Origin of the sequence: Paraburkholderia phenazinium, from assembly GCF_900141745.1 — a bacterium.
Taxonomy (GTDB): Bacteria; Pseudomonadota; Gammaproteobacteria; order Burkholderiales; family Burkholderiaceae; genus Paraburkholderia; species Paraburkholderia phenazinium_B.
This window is the reverse complement of sequence record NZ_FSRM01000001.1, coordinates 1020292-1039091: the sequence shown is the minus strand read 5'-3', so window position 1 is coordinate 1039091 and position 18800 is coordinate 1020292. Positions and strand designations below refer to the sequence as shown.

General features: G+C 62.4%; 17 protein-coding genes. 4 read left to right on the top strand and 13 right to left on the bottom strand.

Translation table 11 applies throughout. The features are described 5' to 3' along the window. The first annotated feature begins 17 nt into the window (after positions 1–17). Entirely contained in the window at positions 18–551 is a 534-nt protein-coding gene (locus BUS06_RS04875; protein WP_074263240.1) for a peroxiredoxin family protein, read from the top strand. 108 nt (positions 552–659) lie between these two features. On the opposite strand, the gene BUS06_RS04870 is transcribed toward BUS06_RS04875, so the two are convergent. The 3 genes from BUS06_RS04870 to BUS06_RS04860 all read right to left on the bottom strand — a co-directional run bounded on the left by BUS06_RS04870 (position 660) and on the right by BUS06_RS04860 (position 5372). Then, the gene (locus BUS06_RS04870; RefSeq protein ID WP_074263239.1) at positions 660–2012 is read right to left on the bottom strand and encodes a sigma-54-dependent transcriptional regulator; all 1353 of its coding nucleotides are present in this window, start codon (positions 2010–2012) and stop codon (positions 660–662) included. 48 nt (positions 2013–2060) lie between these two features. Beyond that, the gene (locus BUS06_RS04865; protein ID WP_143787460.1) at positions 2061–3992 is read right to left on the bottom strand and encodes a sensor histidine kinase; all 1932 of its coding nucleotides are present in this window, start codon (positions 3990–3992) and stop codon (positions 2061–2063) included. A 90-nt stretch (positions 3993–4082) separates the two neighbouring features. Beyond that, positions 4083–5372, bottom strand: a complete 1290-nt coding sequence (locus BUS06_RS04860; protein WP_074265917.1) for a dicarboxylate/amino acid:cation symporter — start codon at positions 5370–5372, stop codon at positions 4083–4085. Positions 5373–5779: 407 nt separating this feature from the next. On the opposite strand from BUS06_RS04860, the gene BUS06_RS04855 reads away from it, so the two are divergent. After that, positions 5780–6661, top strand: a complete 882-nt coding sequence (locus BUS06_RS04855; protein ID WP_074263237.1) for a LysR family transcriptional regulator — start codon at positions 5780–5782, stop codon at positions 6659–6661. Here BUS06_RS04855 and BUS06_RS04850 read toward each other — a convergent pair. The 6 genes from BUS06_RS04850 to ugpQ all read right to left on the bottom strand — a co-directional run bounded on the left by BUS06_RS04850 (position 6634) and on the right by ugpQ (position 12165). Beyond that, positions 6634–7095: a TerB family tellurite resistance protein gene (locus BUS06_RS04850; protein WP_074263236.1), complete on the bottom strand. Its 462-nt coding sequence runs from the start codon at positions 7093–7095 to the stop codon at positions 6634–6636. The genes BUS06_RS04855 and BUS06_RS04850 overlap by 28 nt on opposite strands. A gap of 163 nt (positions 7096–7258) precedes the next feature. Continuing rightward, entirely contained in the window at positions 7259–8329 is a 1071-nt protein-coding gene (locus BUS06_RS04845; protein WP_074263235.1) for an ABC transporter ATP-binding protein, read from the bottom strand. A 19-nt stretch (positions 8330–8348) separates the two neighbouring features. Next, positions 8349–9152: an ABC transporter permease gene (locus BUS06_RS04840; protein ID WP_074263234.1), complete on the bottom strand. Its 804-nt coding sequence runs from the start codon at positions 9150–9152 to the stop codon at positions 8349–8351. Further along, positions 9149–10081 (bottom strand): ABC transporter permease, encoded by a 933-nt coding sequence (locus BUS06_RS04835; protein WP_074263233.1) that lies wholly within the window; start codon positions 10079–10081, stop codon positions 9149–9151. Before BUS06_RS04835 ends, BUS06_RS04840 begins: the two co-directional genes overlap by 4 nt. Positions 10082–10150: 69 nt before the next feature. After that, the gene (locus tag BUS06_RS04830) at positions 10151–11263 is read right to left on the bottom strand and encodes an ABC transporter substrate-binding protein (protein WP_074263232.1); all 1113 of its coding nucleotides are present in this window, start codon (positions 11261–11263) and stop codon (positions 10151–10153) included. Between the two features lie 119 nt (positions 11264–11382). Next, entirely contained in the window at positions 11383–12165 is a 783-nt protein-coding gene (gene ugpQ, locus BUS06_RS04825; RefSeq protein WP_074263231.1) for a glycerophosphodiester phosphodiesterase, read from the bottom strand. 432 nt (positions 12166–12597) lie between these two features. On the opposite strand from ugpQ, the gene BUS06_RS04820 reads away from it, so the two are divergent. Next, positions 12598–13371 (top strand): DeoR/GlpR family DNA-binding transcription regulator, encoded by a 774-nt coding sequence (locus tag BUS06_RS04820; protein WP_074263230.1) that lies wholly within the window; start codon positions 12598–12600, stop codon positions 13369–13371. Positions 13372–13383: 12 nt separating this feature from the next. Here BUS06_RS04820 and BUS06_RS04815 read toward each other — a convergent pair whose 3' ends face one another. Beyond that, on the bottom strand, positions 13384–15051 hold the full coding sequence (locus BUS06_RS04815; RefSeq protein WP_074263229.1) for a Na/Pi cotransporter family protein: 1668 nt from the start codon (positions 15049–15051) through the stop codon (positions 13384–13386). Between the two features lie 206 nt (positions 15052–15257). Between BUS06_RS04815 and BUS06_RS04810 the strand changes: the two genes are divergently transcribed. Beyond that, entirely contained in the window at positions 15258–15941 is a 684-nt protein-coding gene (locus BUS06_RS04810) for an HAD family hydrolase (protein ID WP_074263228.1), read from the top strand. A 15-nt stretch (positions 15942–15956) separates the two neighbouring features. Here BUS06_RS04810 and BUS06_RS04805 read toward each other — a convergent pair whose 3' ends face one another. The 3 genes from BUS06_RS04805 to tauA all read right to left on the bottom strand — a co-directional run bounded on the left by BUS06_RS04805 (position 15957) and on the right by tauA (position 18756). Then, a complete protein-coding gene (locus tag BUS06_RS04805) occupies positions 15957–16868 on the bottom strand; it encodes an ABC transporter permease subunit (protein WP_074263227.1) in 912 nt (303 codons plus the stop codon). Next, positions 16865–17662 carry a taurine ABC transporter ATP-binding protein gene (locus BUS06_RS04800; RefSeq protein ID WP_074263226.1) on the bottom strand — a complete coding sequence of 266 codons (798 nt, stop codon included), beginning with the start codon at positions 17660–17662 and terminating at the stop codon, positions 16865–16867. Before BUS06_RS04800 ends, BUS06_RS04805 begins: the two co-directional genes overlap by 4 nt. Before the next feature lie 68 nt (positions 17663–17730). Beyond that, entirely contained in the window at positions 17731–18756 is a 1026-nt protein-coding gene (gene tauA / locus BUS06_RS04795) for a taurine ABC transporter substrate-binding protein (protein WP_074263225.1), read from the bottom strand. Between the last annotated feature and the right edge of the window lie 44 nt (positions 18757–18800).

Here is an 18800-nt window from a genome sequence, read left to right as displayed (position 1 = left end):
ATCTCGAGGTCCCGTTCATGAGCCCTACCCCGTCTCCTTCCGCATCGAAGCGCACCAGCCCGATCCGCTACATCGCGATGGCGGCTGTCGCGGGTGCGATCGCGATTGCCGGCTATTTCGCCTTCAACGGCCAGCAGCACGTGCCGGATGCGACTTTCACGCTGTTGTCGGGCCAGAAAGTCTCGACGGCCGACCTGAAGGGCAAGGTCTATCTGATCAACTTCTGGGCGACCAACTGCGACACCTGTGTCCAGGAAATGCCGAAGATGGTCGACACGTATAACCGCTTCAAGGGCAAGGGACTCGAATTCGTCGCCGTCGCAATGAACTACGACGCGCCGATGTACGTGGTCAACTACAGCCAGACCCGCCGCCTGCCGTTCAAGGTCGCGATGGACGACGGCTCAGCGGCCAAGCAGTTCGGCAACATCCAGTTGACGCCGACAACCTTCCTGGTCGCCAAGGACGGTACGATTCTCAAGCGCTATGTGGGCGAGCCGCAGTTCGCCGAGCTGGACCAACTGCTCGAAAAGGCGCTGAACGCGGCCTGAAGCAGCAAAGCACGAAAGCACCAGATACAAAACGCGCCGGTAGCGAGTTGTCGCTACCGGCGCGTTGCTTTTGGGGCGCACTCGTTGGGTCCTATGCGATCCGGGACTTCACCGCTCGCCGTCACCTTTCACCGCCAGCCCATACCGCTTGATCTTCTCGTAAAGCGTCGCCTTGCCCAACTGCAAGCGGTCCGCCGCCACCGCCACTGCGCCGCCGGTCTGCTCCAGCGCCTGCGCAATCACCGCCCGCTCGAACTGCTCGACGCGCTCCTTGAGCGACTGCGAATCCTCCGCCGCATCGACCGACGCCGCTACCGGATCTTCCGCCACTCCGAGCACAAGCCGGTCAGCCGCATTGCGCAACTCCCGCACGTTGCCTGGCCAGTCGCGCTGCATCAGACCCGCGCGCTGACGATCCGTCAGAATCGGTGCAGGGCGCTGATAACGCACCGCGGCGTCGAGCAGGAAATGCTCGAAAAGCGGCACGATGTCCTCGCGACGCTCGGCGAGCGGCGGCAGCGCGATCGTCACGACATTCAGGCGATACAGCAGGTCGCGCCGGAACGTGCCGGCAGCGACGTGCTCGGTCATATCGCCTTTGGCAGCCGCGACGATGCGGCAATTCACGCGGATCGGCTGGTTCGAGCCGAGCCGCTCGAGCACACCGTCCTGCAAGACCCGCAGCAATTTGACCTGCAACCCCAACGGCATGCTCTCGATCTCGTCGAGAAACAGCGTGCCGCCCGAAGCGTGCTCGAGTTTGCCGATGCGCCGCTTGGCCGCGCCGGTAAAAGCGCCGGGCTCATAGCCGAACATCTCCGACTCGAACATCGGTTCCGGCAGAGCACCGCAATTGACCGCGAGAAACGGCTTGTCACGCCGTGGCGACAGTTCGTGCAGGCTGCGCGCGATCAGTTCCTTGCCCGCACCGGTATCGCCGTTGATCAGCACCGACGCGTCGGTCGGCGCCACATTCGCGATCAGCCGCCGCACCTGTTCGATCACCGGACTACGGCCGATGATGCGCGGCGCCACCGCGTTCTGCCCCGCCAGCTCACGGCGTAGCGCGTGATTCTCCAGCACCAGCGTGCGGCGTTCCAGCGCGCGCCGCACCGTCTCGATCAGACGCTCGGAGGCAAATGGCTTCTCGATGAAATCGTAGGCGCCGTCGCGCATTGCCTGGACGGCCATGGAGATATCGCCGTGACCGGTGACGAGAATCACCGGCACTTCGGGCGCACGCTCATGGCATTGCGCGAGCAGATCGAGACCGCTCGCGCCGGGCAAGCGGATATCGCTCACGATCACGCCCGGAAAATCCGCGTTGATCGAACGCGCCGCTGATTCGACCGACGCATGTCCAATGACGTCGAACCCGGCGAGCTGCAGGCTTTGCACGCTCGCGCGACGCACCAGTTCGTCGTCCTCGATATACAGCACGGGCAAACTATTGTTGACCATTGTCCTCACCACCTAAAAGCGTCCAGGCGCATCTGAAGCCGTCTGAATTCAGGACCCCGCAATGAGCGGATCGGTTGCCTGCACACGCGCCCGGCGTAGCGTCAGCACGAACAGCGCGCCGCCGTCCGGCGCATTGCGGGCCACGAGCGAACCGCCGGCGTCACGCGCAATTGACGAAGAAATCGCGAGGCCGAGTCCCAATCCCTGGCCCATTTCCTTTGTCGTAAAGAACGGCTCGAAGAGGCGCGGCAGGACGTCATCCGGAATGCCGGGGCCGTTATCGTGGACCGAGATCGATAACGTCGCCGCGGCAGCTTCGATTTCGATCTCGATGCGAGGGAGCGTTGCGGTGAGCGACGGACGCCCGGCCGCGAGATTACTTTCCCCCAGATCCCCCGCAGCATCCAATGCATTCCCAAGCAGATTGATCAACACCTGCTCAAGCCGCAGGTCATCACAGTTTGCGATGAGTTCCGGATGCTCGTCGGACGGATCGAAGCGGGTCCGCGTCTGGGTCTGCGCGCCCGCCTCGTTCTCGACCACCGTCAAAGTCACGTCCACGCCCTGCAGACGCTTTTGCAGCAGCGTCAGCACATTGCGCAGCGCCCGCGCGAGCGGCGCCCGCGCACTACGCGGCCGTGCCCGTCCCACAAATAGTTTCAACTGATTGGTGATCTTGCCCATGCGCTCGGTGAGCGCCGCGATCGCTTCGAGATTCTCGCGCGCCGAGGCCTGATCGCCGCGCTCGAGCAGCACTCGTGTGTTGTCCGAGAACCCTCGCAATGCAGCAAGCGGCTGATTCAACTCATGCGTAATGCCCGCCGCCATCTGACCGAGCGCAGCCAGCTTGCTCGCCTGGATCAGCTCATCGTGCGCTGCGCGCAACTCCTGTTCGGCGCGCGTGCGCTCGCTCACTTCCTTCTTCAACTGGTCGTTCGCCTGCGACAGGTCCGCCGTTCGCTCCGCTACCCGCTGATTCAAGTCCGCATAGGCGCATTGCAACAACTCGCGGCTGCGCATCATCTCGCGCACACGGGCGCGCCGCATTCTCCAGTAGAACGCGAGCAGGCACAGCGTGATGTAACCGAAGCCCGTGACGATGGCAGCGTTGCGCGCATCGGCATCGACCGGGGCGACGCTCGCCATGGTGATCAATTGCCAGTCGGGCTCGCCTATTGCACGCCGCGAGGCAAGATAGCGCGGCGCATACCGCCCGCCACCCACACGCACGATCTGCGCATCGCCTTCGAGCGTGCGTTCGATTGTCACCGGCAACGGCGGAATCTCCTGCTGCGCGTACTGGCGCGTCTGATAGATCGAATCGGCCACCGCGCCCGACAACGGCCGCACCGTGTGATATTTCCACGCCGGCACCGACGACAGGAAAATCACCCCGTGATCGTCAGTGACGATCAGCGGCTCCGCGGCATCCACACCCTGGAACCATTCCAGATTGAGTTTGACGACCGCCACGCCGACGATCTTGCCGTCCCGCCGCACCGGCTGCGAGATGTAGTAGCCCGGATCGTGCGAAATCGTGCCGATGCCGAAGAAGCGGCCTACGCCACCCTTCACCGCATCCACGAAATACGGCCGGAACTGATACCCCGCGCCGACAAAGCTATCGGGCTCGTGCCAGTTGCTAGCCGCGACACACAACCCGTCCGTCTGGATGATGTAGGTTGCCGTGGCCCGGGCGTGGACGTTGAGATCTTCGAGGTAGCGATTGGCACGCTCGACGTTGGGCGCGGTTGGACTCACGAGCACGTCCTGCACGAACGGATGCTCGGCCAGCAGATAAGGGAGTGATTCGTAGCGCTCAAGCGTGCTCTTGAGTGCGTTGGTCGTGCGGTCGACGCGCACGGCAGCGTTGCGTCGCAAAGTGTCGATGCCTCCCCGCCACGTGATGCTCCACGTGAGCCCGCACGCTGCCACGAGCCCGGCGACGAGCGCGAAGAGGATCAGCAGGCGGCGCGTCACGTTAGTGGATTCCGGTCGGTAGGGTACGGTTATTGTGGCATATGCCGACGGTATATCACCTCAACGCTCCGCCCGCCGCGCTGCTCGGGTTCAGGCACCCGCGGTTTCCGTTTCCTTGATCGCAGCCACTTCACCACGCAACACCGCCCGCAGCTTGTTGCGATCCAGTTCCTTCTCCCACGCCGACACCACCACGGTGGCCACGCCATTGCCGACAATATTCGTCAACGCGCGGCATTCGCTCATGAAGCGGTCGATACCAAGAATCAGCACCATGCCCGACAGCGGAATGGTCGGCACCACGGCAAGCGTCGCCGCCAGCGTGATGAAGCCGGCGCCCGTCACACCGCTTGCGCCCTTCGACGTCAGCATGGTCACGGCCAGCAAGGTGAGTTGCTGCGTCAGCGTCAGATCGGTGTTGGTCGCCTGGGCGATAAACAACACGGCCATCGTCATATAGATGTTGGTGCCGTCGAGATTAAACGAGTAACCGGTCGGCACCACCAGGCCCACCACCGAGCGCGAGCAACCGAGCTTTTCAAGCTTCAGCATCAGTTGCGGCAACGCGGCTTCCGAGGAACTCGTGCCGAGTACGATCAGCATTTCTTCCTTGATGTACGCCACGAAGCGCAGCACGCTGAAGCCGACCATCCGTGCAATCGCGCCGAGCACGACCACCACGAACACGATCGAGGTCAGATAGAACGTGCCGATCAGCTTGAGCATCGGCAGCAGCGAGCCGATACCGTATTTGCCGATGGTGAAGGCCATCGCGCCGAACGCGCCGATCGGTGCGAGCTTCGTGATGATGCGCACCACGCCGAACAGCACGCTCGACAGGCTTTCGACCAGATCCGTGACCACCTTGCCACGCTCGCCGAGCGTCGCAAGCACGCTGCCGAACAGCATCGCAATCAGCAGGATCTGCAGGATCTCACCCTGGGCGAACGCATCCGTGATCGTGTTCGGAATGATGTGCATCAGGAAATCGACGGTGCTTTGGCCGTGCGCCTTGGCGGCGTATGAAGCGACTTCCTTGCCGTCGAGCGTCGCAGGATCGACGTTAAAGCCAGCGCCCGGCTTCAGCAGGTGCGTGGCCAGCAGACCGAGTACCAGCGCAAACGACGAAACGATTTCGAAGTACAGCAGCGCCTTGCCGCCGACCCGTCCAACCTTCTTCATATCCTGCATGCCGGCGATGCCGGTCACGACGGTACAGAAGATGATCGGCCCGATCACCATCTTGATCAGCTTGATGAAGGCATCGCCGAACGGCTTCATGTCGATAGCGAGAGCGGGTGAAAAATGGCCGAGAGCAATGCCGACGATGATCGCGGCGATCACCTGGACATAGAGCACTTTATGGAAGGATTTCTTCATGACGATTCCTGCGATGTGGATGAGCCAATGGCCTGCCACGCTGCGCATCATGCGAACGCATAGACGTATCGCCTGTGCACGGCATCGGGCCGCGACAAGACGACGAATTCAGAAATACCGGGAGGGGAAATCGGACATCGTTGTCTCCATGCTTTAGTTGTCGGGCCTGTGCGGCCGCGCTTCTACTTTGCAAGGTCGATGCCAGCTGGATAGCGAGTCTTTCGCTTTGATTTATAAAGGGTTTTTGAGATTCCGGCGAACGGGACGTCCAGCTTTCCGGAAATCTGGACGACAGGCGTCGGGGATTCCGGACGACGCAGATCCTGGTTCGGGCTGCGGCCTCATGAGTTCGAATAACTCAGTGATAAGCTGAAAGACGGATCGTTTTTATCGAACTTACGCCGCCCATGCTGAACTACCGCCATCTTTACTATTTCTGGATCGTCGTAAAGGAAGGTGGCTTCGCGCGTGCGGCCGAGCGCCTCGACATGGCCGTGCAGACCATCAGCGCCCAGGTGCGCGAGCTGGAAAAATCGGTCGGGCGCCAGTTACTGAAACCCGCGGGGCGCGGCGTCGTCATGACGGAGGCCGGTGAGGCGGCCTTCAATCGCGCGGAGCAGATCTTTCAGATCGGCGAGACGCTGCTCGACGAAATGCGCGAAGCGGGTGGCGAGCGCGTTGCACGGCTCGCCGTGGGTCTGTCCGATGGAATTTCAAAGCTCGCCGCGCATGCGCTACTCGCGCCCGTGCTCGACACGCCATCGCTCAGGCTTCTGTGCCACGAGGGTGAACATGCGCAACTGCTGTCGGAACTCGCGTTGCATCGGCTCGATCTGGTGCTGGCATGCCAGCCGGCGCTGCACAACACAGACCTGCGTCTGGTGAGTCAGCGCCTCGTCGGCTCGCCCGTCGACTGGTATGGGCCCACGACAATCGTCCAGAAGGCATCTCGCGCCAGCTTCCCGCAATGCCTTGCCGATCTGCCCGTGCTTTTGCCCACCGGCCATGGCGCGCTACGCGCACGACTGGACCGCTGGTTCGAGGCGGCGGGAATCCGGCCGCGGATCGCCGGCGAATTCGAAGACAGCGCGTTAATGGCGGTGTTCGCCGCGCGCGGGCTCGGCGTGTTTCCTCTCGCAGAACTAGGTGCCGGCGATGTGTCCTTGCTGCGCGGACTGCGCCAGCTCGGGCGTGCGGACGGCGTGATCGAAGAGATCCACGCCATCCGCTCGCGGCGCGGCCAGCATCATGCGCTCGCTTCTCAGGTGATCGACGCCGTGCGTCCGTGACCACGCAAGACGGCCGGCGTGGCATCGCGGCGAACCGTGACAGCTGCCGGAGTGGTTCCCCACGCGCCAAGAATGGCCGCCAGCACGGCGATTTCGCCATCGGCAAGATGGTCGTCGGCGGTCGCGACGGCAACGCACAGCCGGATCACCCTGCTGCGCAATGCCGGGTCGTCGATCTCGCCGATCAGCGAGCCAAGCAGGTTCGTGTCGATCTGGCCGACCGCCGGCATGAGGGGCGCGTGGGCGATTGAGTGATCCTCGTACAGCGTCTGCACGATCTGCGCGAATTCGGTCGGCGCGAGGCCGAGCTGCCCGGCGATGTCGAGCTTGTCGAGTGCGCGCTCCTCGGAACTGCAAACGTGCCCGTCGGAGGTTAACACCAGCGCGACAATGCGCGCGGCTGCCTGAGGACTGTTGCGGGGATAGCTTCGCATGACTGGGCTCCTTTCGCGGACGAGGTCCGCAGTGGTGATGAGCCCTAGTCTGCGTCAGACGTTGAATCGGATAAACCTGTTAATCCGGGAGGATTTGTTCGGAAAAGCCGAAGTCTGGCCATACGAGGGGCACAGCTTCTGCTCAAAGCACACAGCCAGCCCCCTACGCCGCCCCCTCCTCCAGTACCAGCAGGTTCTCGTGCGAAAAACCCAATGCAACCGGCTGACCGCGTTCCGGCAAACGGCGATTCGGATCGTTGAAGACGTCGAGAGAAATCACCGCCTCCTTCACCCGCGTCCTGATCCGCACCACCGCGCCAAGGAAATTCACTTCCTCGACCGTCGCCGCCAGGGTATTGCGTCCGGCCGCCGGCGCTTCCAGCACGATCGCCTCCGGGCGCAGCGCCAGCAGGCGCTTCTTGCCGACGTCGTCCGGTGCAAGCCTTTGCGTGGTCACCAGTTCCTGCCCGTCGACGGCCATCTTGCCGTTCGCCGGATCCACCACATGTCCGGACAGAATATTGAGCGTGCCAACGAACGACGCCACGAATCGCGTACGCGGATAGTTGTAGATCTCCGAAGAGGTGCCGACCTGCTCGACACGCCCCTCGTTCATCACCACGATGCGATCGGAGATGGAGAGCGCCTCCTCCTGATCGTGGGTCACGAAAATCGATGTGATGCCAAGCTCGCGTTGCAGCGCGCGAATGTCCTGGCGCAGCGAGATGCGGATTTTCGCGTCGAGCGCCGATAGCGGTTCATCGAGCAGCAGAACCTGCGGCTTGCCCGCCAGCGCCCGGGCGAGTGCCACACGCTGCTGCTGGCCGCCCGAAAGCTGCCACGGGTAGCGCTCCGCGATATTTGGCAGTTTAATCAGCTCCAGCATCTCACCGACGCGCTTGCGAATCTCGTCCTGCGGACGACGCTCCACACGCAGGCTAAAGCCGATGTTGTCGGCAACCGTCATGTTCGGAAACAGCGCATACGACTGGAACACCATGCCGACCTTACGCTGACGTGTACGCAGATGCGTGACGTCCCGGCCATCGAGACGGATCACGCCGCGCGTCGGGCTTTCGAAGCCTGCGATCATGCGCAGCACCGTCGTCTTGCCGCAGCCCGACGGCCCGAGAAAGGTGATGAACTCGCCTCGCTCGATCTTCATGTCGAAGTGATGCAGCGCGGTGTTCGCCCCGAACGACTTGTGCAGATTTTCGATTTCAAGGAATGCCATGATTCGACGCCTCAATTCTTCAGGGTTTGTGTCCGGCCAGCGCGCGGGCCGAGCCGCGCGCCGAGCCAAATACCTGGATCAACCCCATCGACGCCCAGGTGATGACGAACGCGATGATCGCGAGTGCTGACGGCTCATAGGCGCGGTTCGCGCCGATCAGTTGCAGGTAAGGACCGAACGCCGGCCGGTCGAGCAGGCTAGCCAGCGTGAACTCGCCGATCACCACCGCAAAGGTAAGGAACGCCCCGGACAGAATCCCCGAGCGGATATTCGGAAAGATCACCTTGAACAGAATGGTCGACCAACTGGCGCCGAGACATTCGGCGGCTTCGGTCAAGGAACGCACGTCGACCGCGGCGAGACCTGCGTCGACGGAGCGGTACATGTACGGCAACGCCAGCGTTACGTAGCCGAACACCAGCAGCAGATCGGTGGCACGCTCGTTGCCGGTCAGCGGCAGGATCGAGCTGCTGTTATAGATACGCAGATAGCCGAACACGATCACGATGGCGGGAATCACCAGCGGCAGCAGCGTGATGAACTCCACCACGGGCCGCAGCTTCGGTAAGCGCAGGCGCACCCAATAGGCCGTCGGCACCACCAGCAGCACGCCAATCACGATCGTCAGGACTGCCATCAGCATCGAATAACCAAACGAGGCCTGAAAACGCGGGTCGGATAGCACCACTCTGTAAGCGTCGAGGCTATAGACGCCGCGCCGCATGCGCAGGCTGAATTCGACGGTGGCAGCGAGCGGGATCAGGAAATACAGCGCGCCCACGATCATCGCGGTCCATGCACCTACACGCGATTGACTTTTCATCTGCGGCCCCTTTCGGCTCGCGAACGCAGCCAGATGTAGCCGCCGTTAGACAGCCCCGTCACGAGGATCATCCCCAGCGCGAGTGCATAGCCGAGGTTCTGGTTGTGCAGTACGTCGCCGCGAATCTGTGCGTACAGCAGGATGGTCACGATGTTCAGCGAGCTACCGGTCAACGCATAAGCCGTCGCCACCGCGCCGAACGAATTCGCAAACAGCAGCAGCGTCGCGCCAAGCACGCTCGGCCACAGTACCGGCAGTGCGACATAGCGCCAGTAGTGGAACGAGGTGCCACCGAGGCAGTCGCAGGCTTCGCGCCATTCGCGCTTCAGGCCGTCGAGCGCTGGCGTGACGATCAGCACCATCAACGGAATCTGGAAGTACAGATAGGTCACCGTCAGGCCGGTGAAACTCAGGATGCTGAAACCCGTCGAGTACAGATTGATGCCGACATACTTCTTCAACAGCACCGTGACGAGCCCGACCCGGCCCAATGTGCAGATGAATGCGAACGCAAGCGGCACGCCGGCAAAATTCGAGGCGACGCCGGAGAATGTCATCAGCGTCGGACGAATCCAGCCTGGCAAGCGTCCTTGCACCGCTGCCCACGCCAGCAGCGAGCCGATCACGGCACCACCGATCGCCGACGCGGCGCTCACCTTGAAGCTGATCCAGTAGGCTTCGAGCACGCCCGGCTGGAACAGGTCGCGGAAGTTTGCGAGGGTGAAGTGCCCCTGCGGATCCTGAAACGCGCCCACCATCAGAAAGCCGGTGGGCAGGATCAGAAACAGCAACGCAAAGATGAAGAACGGCGCGACGCCCAGCCAGGTCAGGAACTGGGACGATTCTGCCGGTCCCTTCACGTGGGATGGAGGCGCCGGGGGAACCAGGTGTTCCGGCTGCGCCGACCCGATATCCGATGAAGCGGTCATAGGTCACCCCTGGAGCAATCAGGCTAAAGCGAGGGCCGCGCAAGGCGACCCTCTCAGGCGTTACGGAGCTTACTTGACGTTCGCGCCGACCACTTCATCCCAATGCTTGGTGATCGTGTCCTTGTACGCATCCTGCTGCGACAGCGTCGGAAACACGGCATTCTTGTACGCCGATGCCGGCGGCAATTTGTCGAGCAGCGCCTGCGGTACCTTCTTCGCGGCCACCAGTTGGGTGTAGCGCATCGGGTGGCAATAGCCCGCCAGCCAGCCGATCTGGCCTTCGTCCGAGTACAGGTATTCCATCCACAGCTTCGCTGCGTTCGGATGCGGGGCGTACGCGCTGATCGCCTGCACATAGACGCCCGCTACGACGCCCGTCTTCGGCACGATGACCTGCACCTTCGGGTTGCCCTTGAGCGTGTCGCGGTCGGCCAGCGCGTTGTAGTCCCAGCGCACGACGATCGGCGTCGTACCTTGCGCCAGCGAAGCCGCCTTGCCGATCACCGGTACGAAATTGCCGCTCTTGTTCAGGTCCGCGAAGTACTTCAAACCAGCGTCCGCGGCCTTGGTGGCATCGCCCTTGCCCGAAGACAGACCGGCAGCGTAGACCGCCTGGATAGCCTGGTTGGCCGAGCGCGGATCGCCTGCGAGCGACACGGCGTTCTTGTAGTCGGACTTGAGCAGATCGCTCCAGTCGGCCGGCGCCTTGTCGATCATGTCGGCGTTCACTTCGAACGACAGCACGCCGTAGTAGTCGCCGTACCAGTAACCGTCAGCATCCTTGGCTGAATCCGGAATCTCCTTCCACGTCGACACCTTGTACGGTTGCAGCAGGCCTTCGGTCTTCGCGGTGGGGCCAAAGGACAGGCCCACGTCGATCGTGTCGGGTGCTTGCGGACCCTTGTTGCCCTTATTGGCCTTGATGGCTTCGACTTCATCGCCCGAGCCCGCGTCCGGATTCAGTTCGTTCACCTTGATGCCGTATTTCTTTTCGAAGGCGGCGATCATCGGGCCGTAGCCGCACCAGTCGTGCGGCAACGCGATTACGGTCAGTTGACCTTCCTGTTTGGCGGCGGCAACCAGCGCATCGGGCGGCGCGGCTAACGCGCTGCCTGCACCCGCTGCGGCGACGCCCGCAACCGTTGACATCGAGAGAACACGGCTTAGCCACGTGCGGTTCATAGTATTCCCCATCCTTTGCCGAAAATTAGTACGTTAGGAAAACTGCATCTGATAGTTGTCTTCGGCGCCCGATTCCGGGCGCCTGCCTGCCATGTCTGCCGGTTACGCCGCGAGCCGGGTTAGGCCGGGCTATTCGGCGTGGACAGCATGTCGTGCGCGAGCAGATCGAGTCGATCGGTGCAAAACATGTCGACACCCCATTGCGCCAGCAGCTCCGCGCGCTCCGGGTCGTTGACGGTGTAGACGAGCACGCGCAAACCTGCGGCGCGAATCTCGGCGACCTGTTCAGCAGTCAGATATTTGTGGCTGGCGTGCAGCGACACGCAATCGAGTTCGCGCACAATGCGCAGCCAGTCGTCCGGCACCGCTTCGAACAACATCCCGCGCGGCAGCGACGGCGCGGCATCTCGCGCGGCGGCGAGCGCTTCGTATGAGAAGGATGACAGCAGCGGCTGCGTATGGCCCTGCCAGAGCTCCAGCGCAGCGGCTGCGACGAGCTGACCGGTGATGGTATCTCGGCCGGGACACGGTTTGATTTCGATGTTGGCGGAGATGCCGTCCTGCTTGCAGCGTGCGGCAACCTCGGCGAGTGTCGGCAGGCGTTCGCCGGCGAACGCGGCGTCGCGCCATGAGCCGGCATCGAGCTTCGCCAACTGTTCCCACGTCTGCTCAGCGGCAGGGCCGTGGCCGTTGGTCGTGCGCTCGAGCGTGTCGTCGTGGAGCAGGAAGAGCTGGTCGTCCGCCGATAGCTTGGCGTCGAATTCGACCATGCGATACCCATAACGCTTGCAGGCGTCGAAGCCCGCCAGCGTATTTTCCGGTGCGAGCGTTCCGCCGCAGCGGTGCGCGACGAGCCGCGGATACGGCCAGTCGGCAACAGTACGATCAATTCCAGTTCCCACGTCTACGCACCTTCGAAATGGTCTCTTATGTACCGCACGCTTCACCAGGCACATCGTCTGGTCGTCAGGATGACGAACCGAACGGTATTATTCGTCAGCAAGCTGTCGTGCTGCGGCACGGCATCGAAACGGACGGCGAAATGGGCCACCTGGCTTAGGATGGAGGCAGCATACAGTCGGTTGCCTGCAAAAGCGACAACCGATGTTCGAAAACGGGACACTTCAATTCCTTTTCGAACATTCCGTGTTCGGATTCGATGACAGTCGTCCAATCTGCGAAGGCTAAATTTAAATACACAAATTTGCAAGGGACCAAAAAAATACAACGCAAAACGGTTAAAGTGGGGCCAATGACATCGGGGCGACACACAATCATGTCAGTGATGTTACGTAGAAAAACCGTCCAGACGACTTGATCGCAGAGGGAAATGCATGTGGCAGGAAGACCGTCATCAGAGAATTCGCGCGCTGCTCTCGACACTGCAACGGGTGTCGACCGAACGGATCATGGCGGATCTCGGTGTCTCGCGCGAAACCGTGCGGCGCGATCTGCTCGATCTGGAAGCACTCGGCGAATTGCGGAGGGTGCATGGCGGTGCAATCAAGCCCGCTGACGAAGCACCTATCGCCGAACGCGCCCACACCCGGGTCAAATCGAAGACGGCGATCGCCAAGGCTGCGATGGGGGTCATCTCCAGCGGCCAGACCTTGTTTATCGACGCCGGCACGACGACCTCGGCGCTGGCGGAAGAGCTGGCGAAGCTCGCCAATCTGACGGTAGTGACCAATTCGATTGACGTCGCGCTGAAAATGCGTGGCGCCGCCGAGCAGCAAGCCGAAGCCCGCAATGAGGTCATACTGCTCGGCGGATCGATCAGCGACCGGGCCATGGCGACGGGCGGCAGCACGACAATCCTGGACATTCATCGCTACCGGGCCGACGTGGCATTGCTGTCGCCAGTCGGCATCGATCATCGGCATGGCGCCACCAATTACGATCACGAAGAAACCGAGGTGGCACGGGCGATGGTCGCCAACGCGCAACGCGTAGTGATCCTCGCCGATTACAGCAAGATCGGTCAGCGCAGTCGCATCTCGTACTGCCCGGCCGAGGACGTCGACGTGCTGATCACCAACAAGAAGGCGGCCGAGTCCACCGAATTCGCGCCGCTGAAGAAGAAGGTGGCGCGGGTCATTCTCGCGTAGAGGCGATAGCGGCTATTCCGGCGCGTGCAGGGTATCCAGGACGCGTTTGCGCAAGCGCGTATCGTGTAGCGCGCCGGCTGCGTCGAGCACCGGATAGGCCGTCGAGCAGAACAGCGAATTTAGCCGCTTCATGTCGCTGATCATGTCGAGATGCAGCGCGCTCGTCTCGACGCTGCGCAAGGTTTGCCCGGCCAGGCGGTCGAGGTGGGCATAGGAGTAGACCCGCTCGAGATCCCGGAAGCGCTCCTTCTCAGCCAGCAAGCTCTCCGCGCAACGCAGGTCATTGTTGAGAAACACCGATAACCCGAGTTGCAGATTGCTGACGAGGCGAGCGTGCAGATCCTCCAGTTCGCCGAGACCCTGCTCCGAAAACGCAAGCCGGTGGGCGATCTTTTTCTCTTCGATATTGTTGACGATACGCTCGATGATGTCGCCCGCGTGCTCAAGATTGATGGTGAGCGCGATGATGTCGGTCCAGCGCCGACTGTCCGCCTCGTCGAGCTGCTCGCGGGAAATTCTGGCGAGGTAGCTTTTGACCGCGGCATAAAGCTGGTCGATGTCGTCGTCCATACGAATCGTCTCGCGTGCCTTGGCAAGATCATTGTGATGAAGCAGCCCGGCGACGTTGTCGAGCATGGTCCGGACGATGTCGCCGATGCGCAGCACTTCGCGCGCCGAATTGGCCAGTGCCAGAGACGGCGTGGAAAGTGCGGCCACGTCGAGATGTAGCGCCCGCAGTGCGCCGTCCTGCTGCGGCCGGTCCGGCAGCAGCCGGCTGCAGACGCGTGCAACCGGGTCGATCAGCGCGAGGCACGCGCAGCAACGCAGCGCGTTGTAGATCAAATGGAACCCGACCACCGCCTCACGCGGATTGCCGATGAGCACCGGCAAGCCACGCGCCAACAGGGAAGCGAATGGCAGGATGAGCAACGCACCCGCGAGCTTGAACACCAGACTGCCGAGTGCGAGGCGCCGTGCCGCGGCGTTTTGCGCCAACGTGCCGCTCAACGCCAGCAGGCCGCTGCCCAGATTGGCACCAATCACGAGGCACAACGCCACTTTCAGCGAAATCACTCCGGACGATGCCAGCGTCGCCGTCAACAGCACGGCCGCGAGACTCGAGTAGGAAATCACCGCGAAGGCGGCGCCAACCAGGGCATCGAGCATCGTGTCGCCGGTCAAGGCACCGAACATCACGCGTACGCCGGCGCCTTGCATCATCGGCTGCGCGGCTTCGACGATCAGATGCAGCGCCAGCAGGATGAGCCCAAGGCCGATCGCCGTACGGCCCGCCTGGCCCACACGCGTCTGCTTGCGCGTCAGGAACAACGGTACGCCGAGCAGCAAGAGGATTGGCGACAGCCACGACAGATCGAGCGTGAGCACCCGCGCCATCAAGGCCGTGCCGACATCCGCGCCCAACATGATGGCAAGACCACTGGCAAGCGGTAGCAAACCCTGGGCTGCGAACGACGTCACAATCACCGCAGTGGCATTGCTGCTTTGCACGAGGCTGGTCACCGCGATGCCGGACCCGAACGCGCGCAGGCGGCTGCCGGTGCTACGCCCGAGGGCGCTGCGCAGATCCGCGCCGAGCACGCGCAGGATGCCCGTGCGGACGATGTGCGACCCCCATACGAGCAAAGCCACACCGGAGAGAAGGTTCAGGAGAATCAACATAAGGCACGACGCTTCTCAATGCTCTAACCGTAACCCGACCCGCATGCGGCCACCTGGCGACATCCGGAGAAATATGACGATAGTGTTGCACAAATTTGGTTTATTGTAATTTTGTGCACTTAAATATACGATCTGCGAGGATGGGAAAAGCGTGCCGATCCAGCAATGGGGTTGGTGTCGAAGCGTTGGATGCAAGGAATCCTGGGATGAGTCGTAACCTCGCGCTGTTCGATCTGGACCATACGCTGCTGCCGCTCGACAGCGATCAGGCCTGGGCCCACTTCATGGCGAAGCTGGGTGTGGAAGGCGCCGAGCGGCACGCGCAGGAGATCGACGCGTACTACCGCCAATACGTGGCGGGCACACTCGATATGAGCGATTTCCTGAACTACACGCTCGCCCCGCTGACACGTCATTCACGCGCACAACTCGATGCATGGCATGCGTTGTTCATGAGCGAAGTGATTGTGCCGGCGATCCGGCCGGCCGCCCGCGAACTGATCCAGCGGCACCTCGATGCCGGCGACCTGTGCTGCATCGTCACCGCGACGAATGTGTTCGTGACGGCGCCGATCGGCAAGGCACTCGGGTTTGAGCATCTGCTCGGCATCGAACTCTGCACCGAGGGTGGCGATCCGCGCGGCCGCTATACCGGCGCGGCCGTCGGCGTGCCGACGTTCCGCGAAGGCAAGATCGTGCGCACGGAAAGCTGGCTGGCATCGCTCGGGTACGCGTTGCAGGACTTTCCGAAAAGCTACTTCTACAGCGATTCAATCAACGACGTGCCGCTGCTCGAGCGCGTCACCGACCCGGTGGCGACCAATCCGGACGAGCGGCTGCGCGCGATTGCGCTGGAACGGAACTGGCCGGTGATTGAGTTGTTTGTCTAAGAGCCACAAGACGCATTACACCCGCCCCTTCCAGGGCACCAGACGCCGTTCCAGCGCTCGCATGCCCAGATCGAAAATCCACGCGATCAGACCAATCAGCACGATGCCCATTACCACGACGTCAGTGCGCAAAAAGCTCGACGCGTTGAGCACCATCTGACCGAGGCCCGCGGTCGCGGCCACCATCTCGGCGGCGACAAGCGTGGTCCAGCCAAAGCCGATTGCAATCCGCAGTCCGGTCAGAATCTCCGGCAATGCTGCGGGCAAGACCACATGGCGCACGATCTGCGCGAACGAACCGCCGAGCGAGTAAGCCGCATGAATCTGCTCGACGGTGGCGCTGCGCGCGCCGGCACGCGCAGCCATGGCGATCGGCGCGAAGCAAGCGAGGTAAATGACGACGATCTTCGCCGTCTCGTCGATGCCGAACCAGATCACCACGAGCGGCAGGTAAGCGAGCGGCGGCAGCGGCCGGTAAAACTCCAGCGGCGGATCAAGTAACCCGCGCGCCACCCGGCTCACGCCCATCAGGATGCCGACCGGAATCGCCGTCACCGTAGCCAGCGCAAAAGCGCCAAACACACGCAGCGCGCTCCACGCAAGGTGTTGCGACAAGGGCAGGCCGCCCTGGATGCGTCCATGACAAGCGTCGATGAATGCGCTCCAGACGGCTTCCGGCGTCGGCAGGAACAGCGGCGGCAGCCAGTGCAGATGCGTCGCGATCCACCACAACGCCGTCAGCGCAATCACCGAAGCGATGCTCAGCGCCGCGGTCGGCCCTTCACCCGGCATGCGCCATGCGCGTACCGGTCTCACGCGCCTCTCCGGGAGCGGCGCGGATGACGACGATGCAAGCGGCGAATCTTTCACGGTAACGCCGGACGAGGCCAGGGGCACCTGGTTAAGTGAATCATTCGACACAGTCACGAGAGCACCTCTTCCGGTGCGCGCTGATGCAGGCGCCGCACCAACCGCTCACGCCACTCGATAAATTCCGGCGACGACTTCACTGCGCGTGCGTCGCGCGTCTCCAGAAAACGCCGGGCGAACGGCAGATCGTAGCTCTCGGCAATGCGCCCGGGTCCGGGTGTCATCACGACGAGGCGCGTCGCCAGAAACAGGGCTTCTTCGACGCTATGCGTGATGAAGAAGACGGTCTTGTGGGTTCGGCCCCAGACGTCGAGCACCAGTTCCTGCATCGACTCTCTCGTCATGGCATCGAGTGCGCCCATCGGCTCGTCCATCAGCAGTACCTGCGGATCGCTGGCGAGCGCCCGCGCGATCCCCACGCGTTGCTGCATCCCGCCCGACAAGGCGTACACCCTTGAGCGAGCATGTTGCTCCAGTCCGACGAGCGCAAGCATCTGCAGCGCGATACGTTCGCGCTGCGCTTTCGGCACACGCTGAAAACGAAGACCGAGCGCGACGTTGTCGAGCACGTCGAGCCACGGCAATAACGCGTATTTCTGGAACACCACGCCGCGATCGGCGCCCGGGCCATTGACCAGCTCACCGCTCAGACGGACTTCACCGCCGCTTGGCTGGATAAAGCCAGCAATGCAATTGAGCAAGGTCGTCTTGCCGCAGCCGGACGCGCCAAGCGCCACGACGAACTCACCGGACTCGATGCTCAGATCGACATCGGCCAGCGCGACGTGAGGGAGCGCGCCACGTGCACCTTCGTAGGCGACGTGCAGCCGCCGGATCTCCAGACTACTCATAAAATGCCTGTGGGTTCCCAATAGGATGCGGTACAGGCGCGACCTGAGGACGCGCCATCATTACCGCATTACTCGTGCGCCGCCTGCTGAACGAAGTGCGGATCGACACCCGCCGAATAGTCGGGCAGCACATTTTGAATCGTCCCCTGGGTCTTCAGAAACACTGCCGTGGCCGCCAGCGATTTCGCCGCCCCGGATTGCGCGCCGCCACCGAGCCACGTGCTGGACGCCTGCTGGGCTGCCGACGGGAAGGCATACAGTGCGAGGCTCGCCGGTACATCCTGGGCATTCGCTCCGGACTCCTTGGCAACGGCTGCAACCTGCGGCGAAGCGGCGGACCATGCCGAGGTGTGATCGCGATAGCTTGCATCGCTTTCAGCTAGCACCTTGACGAAGCGTGCGACAAACTCGGGGTTTTGCTGGGCAAACTTGCGGTCGACCACGAAGCCGTCGAAGGTCGCCTTACCCGTCTCCTCTGCAACCTGACCTGAGGTAATCAGTACCTTGCCGTTCTTCTTCACCTTGGCGAGCACCGGGTCCCAGATGTAGGTTGCGTCGATGTCGCCGCGGTCCCACGCAGCCGCTACTTCTTGCGGACGCAGATTGACGATCTTCACGTCAGCCGGATTCACGCCCGCGTTTTGCAGCGCGACCAGCGTATGAAAATGCGAGGTGGACACGAACGGCACGCCGATCTTTTTACCCTTGAGACCGGCGATGCTCGTCACGCCCGAACCGTCGCGCACCACCAGGGCCTCGGCATTGTTGATGTTGTCGAGAATCCAGAACAGCGAAATATCGACGCCCTGCGACAGGCCTGCCGCAATCGGACTGGAACCGGCTTCACCGAGTTGCACCGAACCCGAGGCCAACGCACGGACCACTTCCGCGCCGCTGCCCAGTTGACGGTAGACCACCTTGTAGCCCGTTTCCTTCTCGACCTCGCCGGTGGCCTGCGCGTATCGCCACGGCAAGACCATGTCCTGATAGGCGATCACAACCTCTTTGGTATCGGCGTGAGCGGCGCTCGCGAAAGGCGCGGAAACAGCAAGCAGCGTGACGAGTGCGGCCAGCGGACGGAAGAATCGGTTCATCGAGAAGCCCCGTTTTAATAAGGTGTTTGGGAGGCTTTCGACTA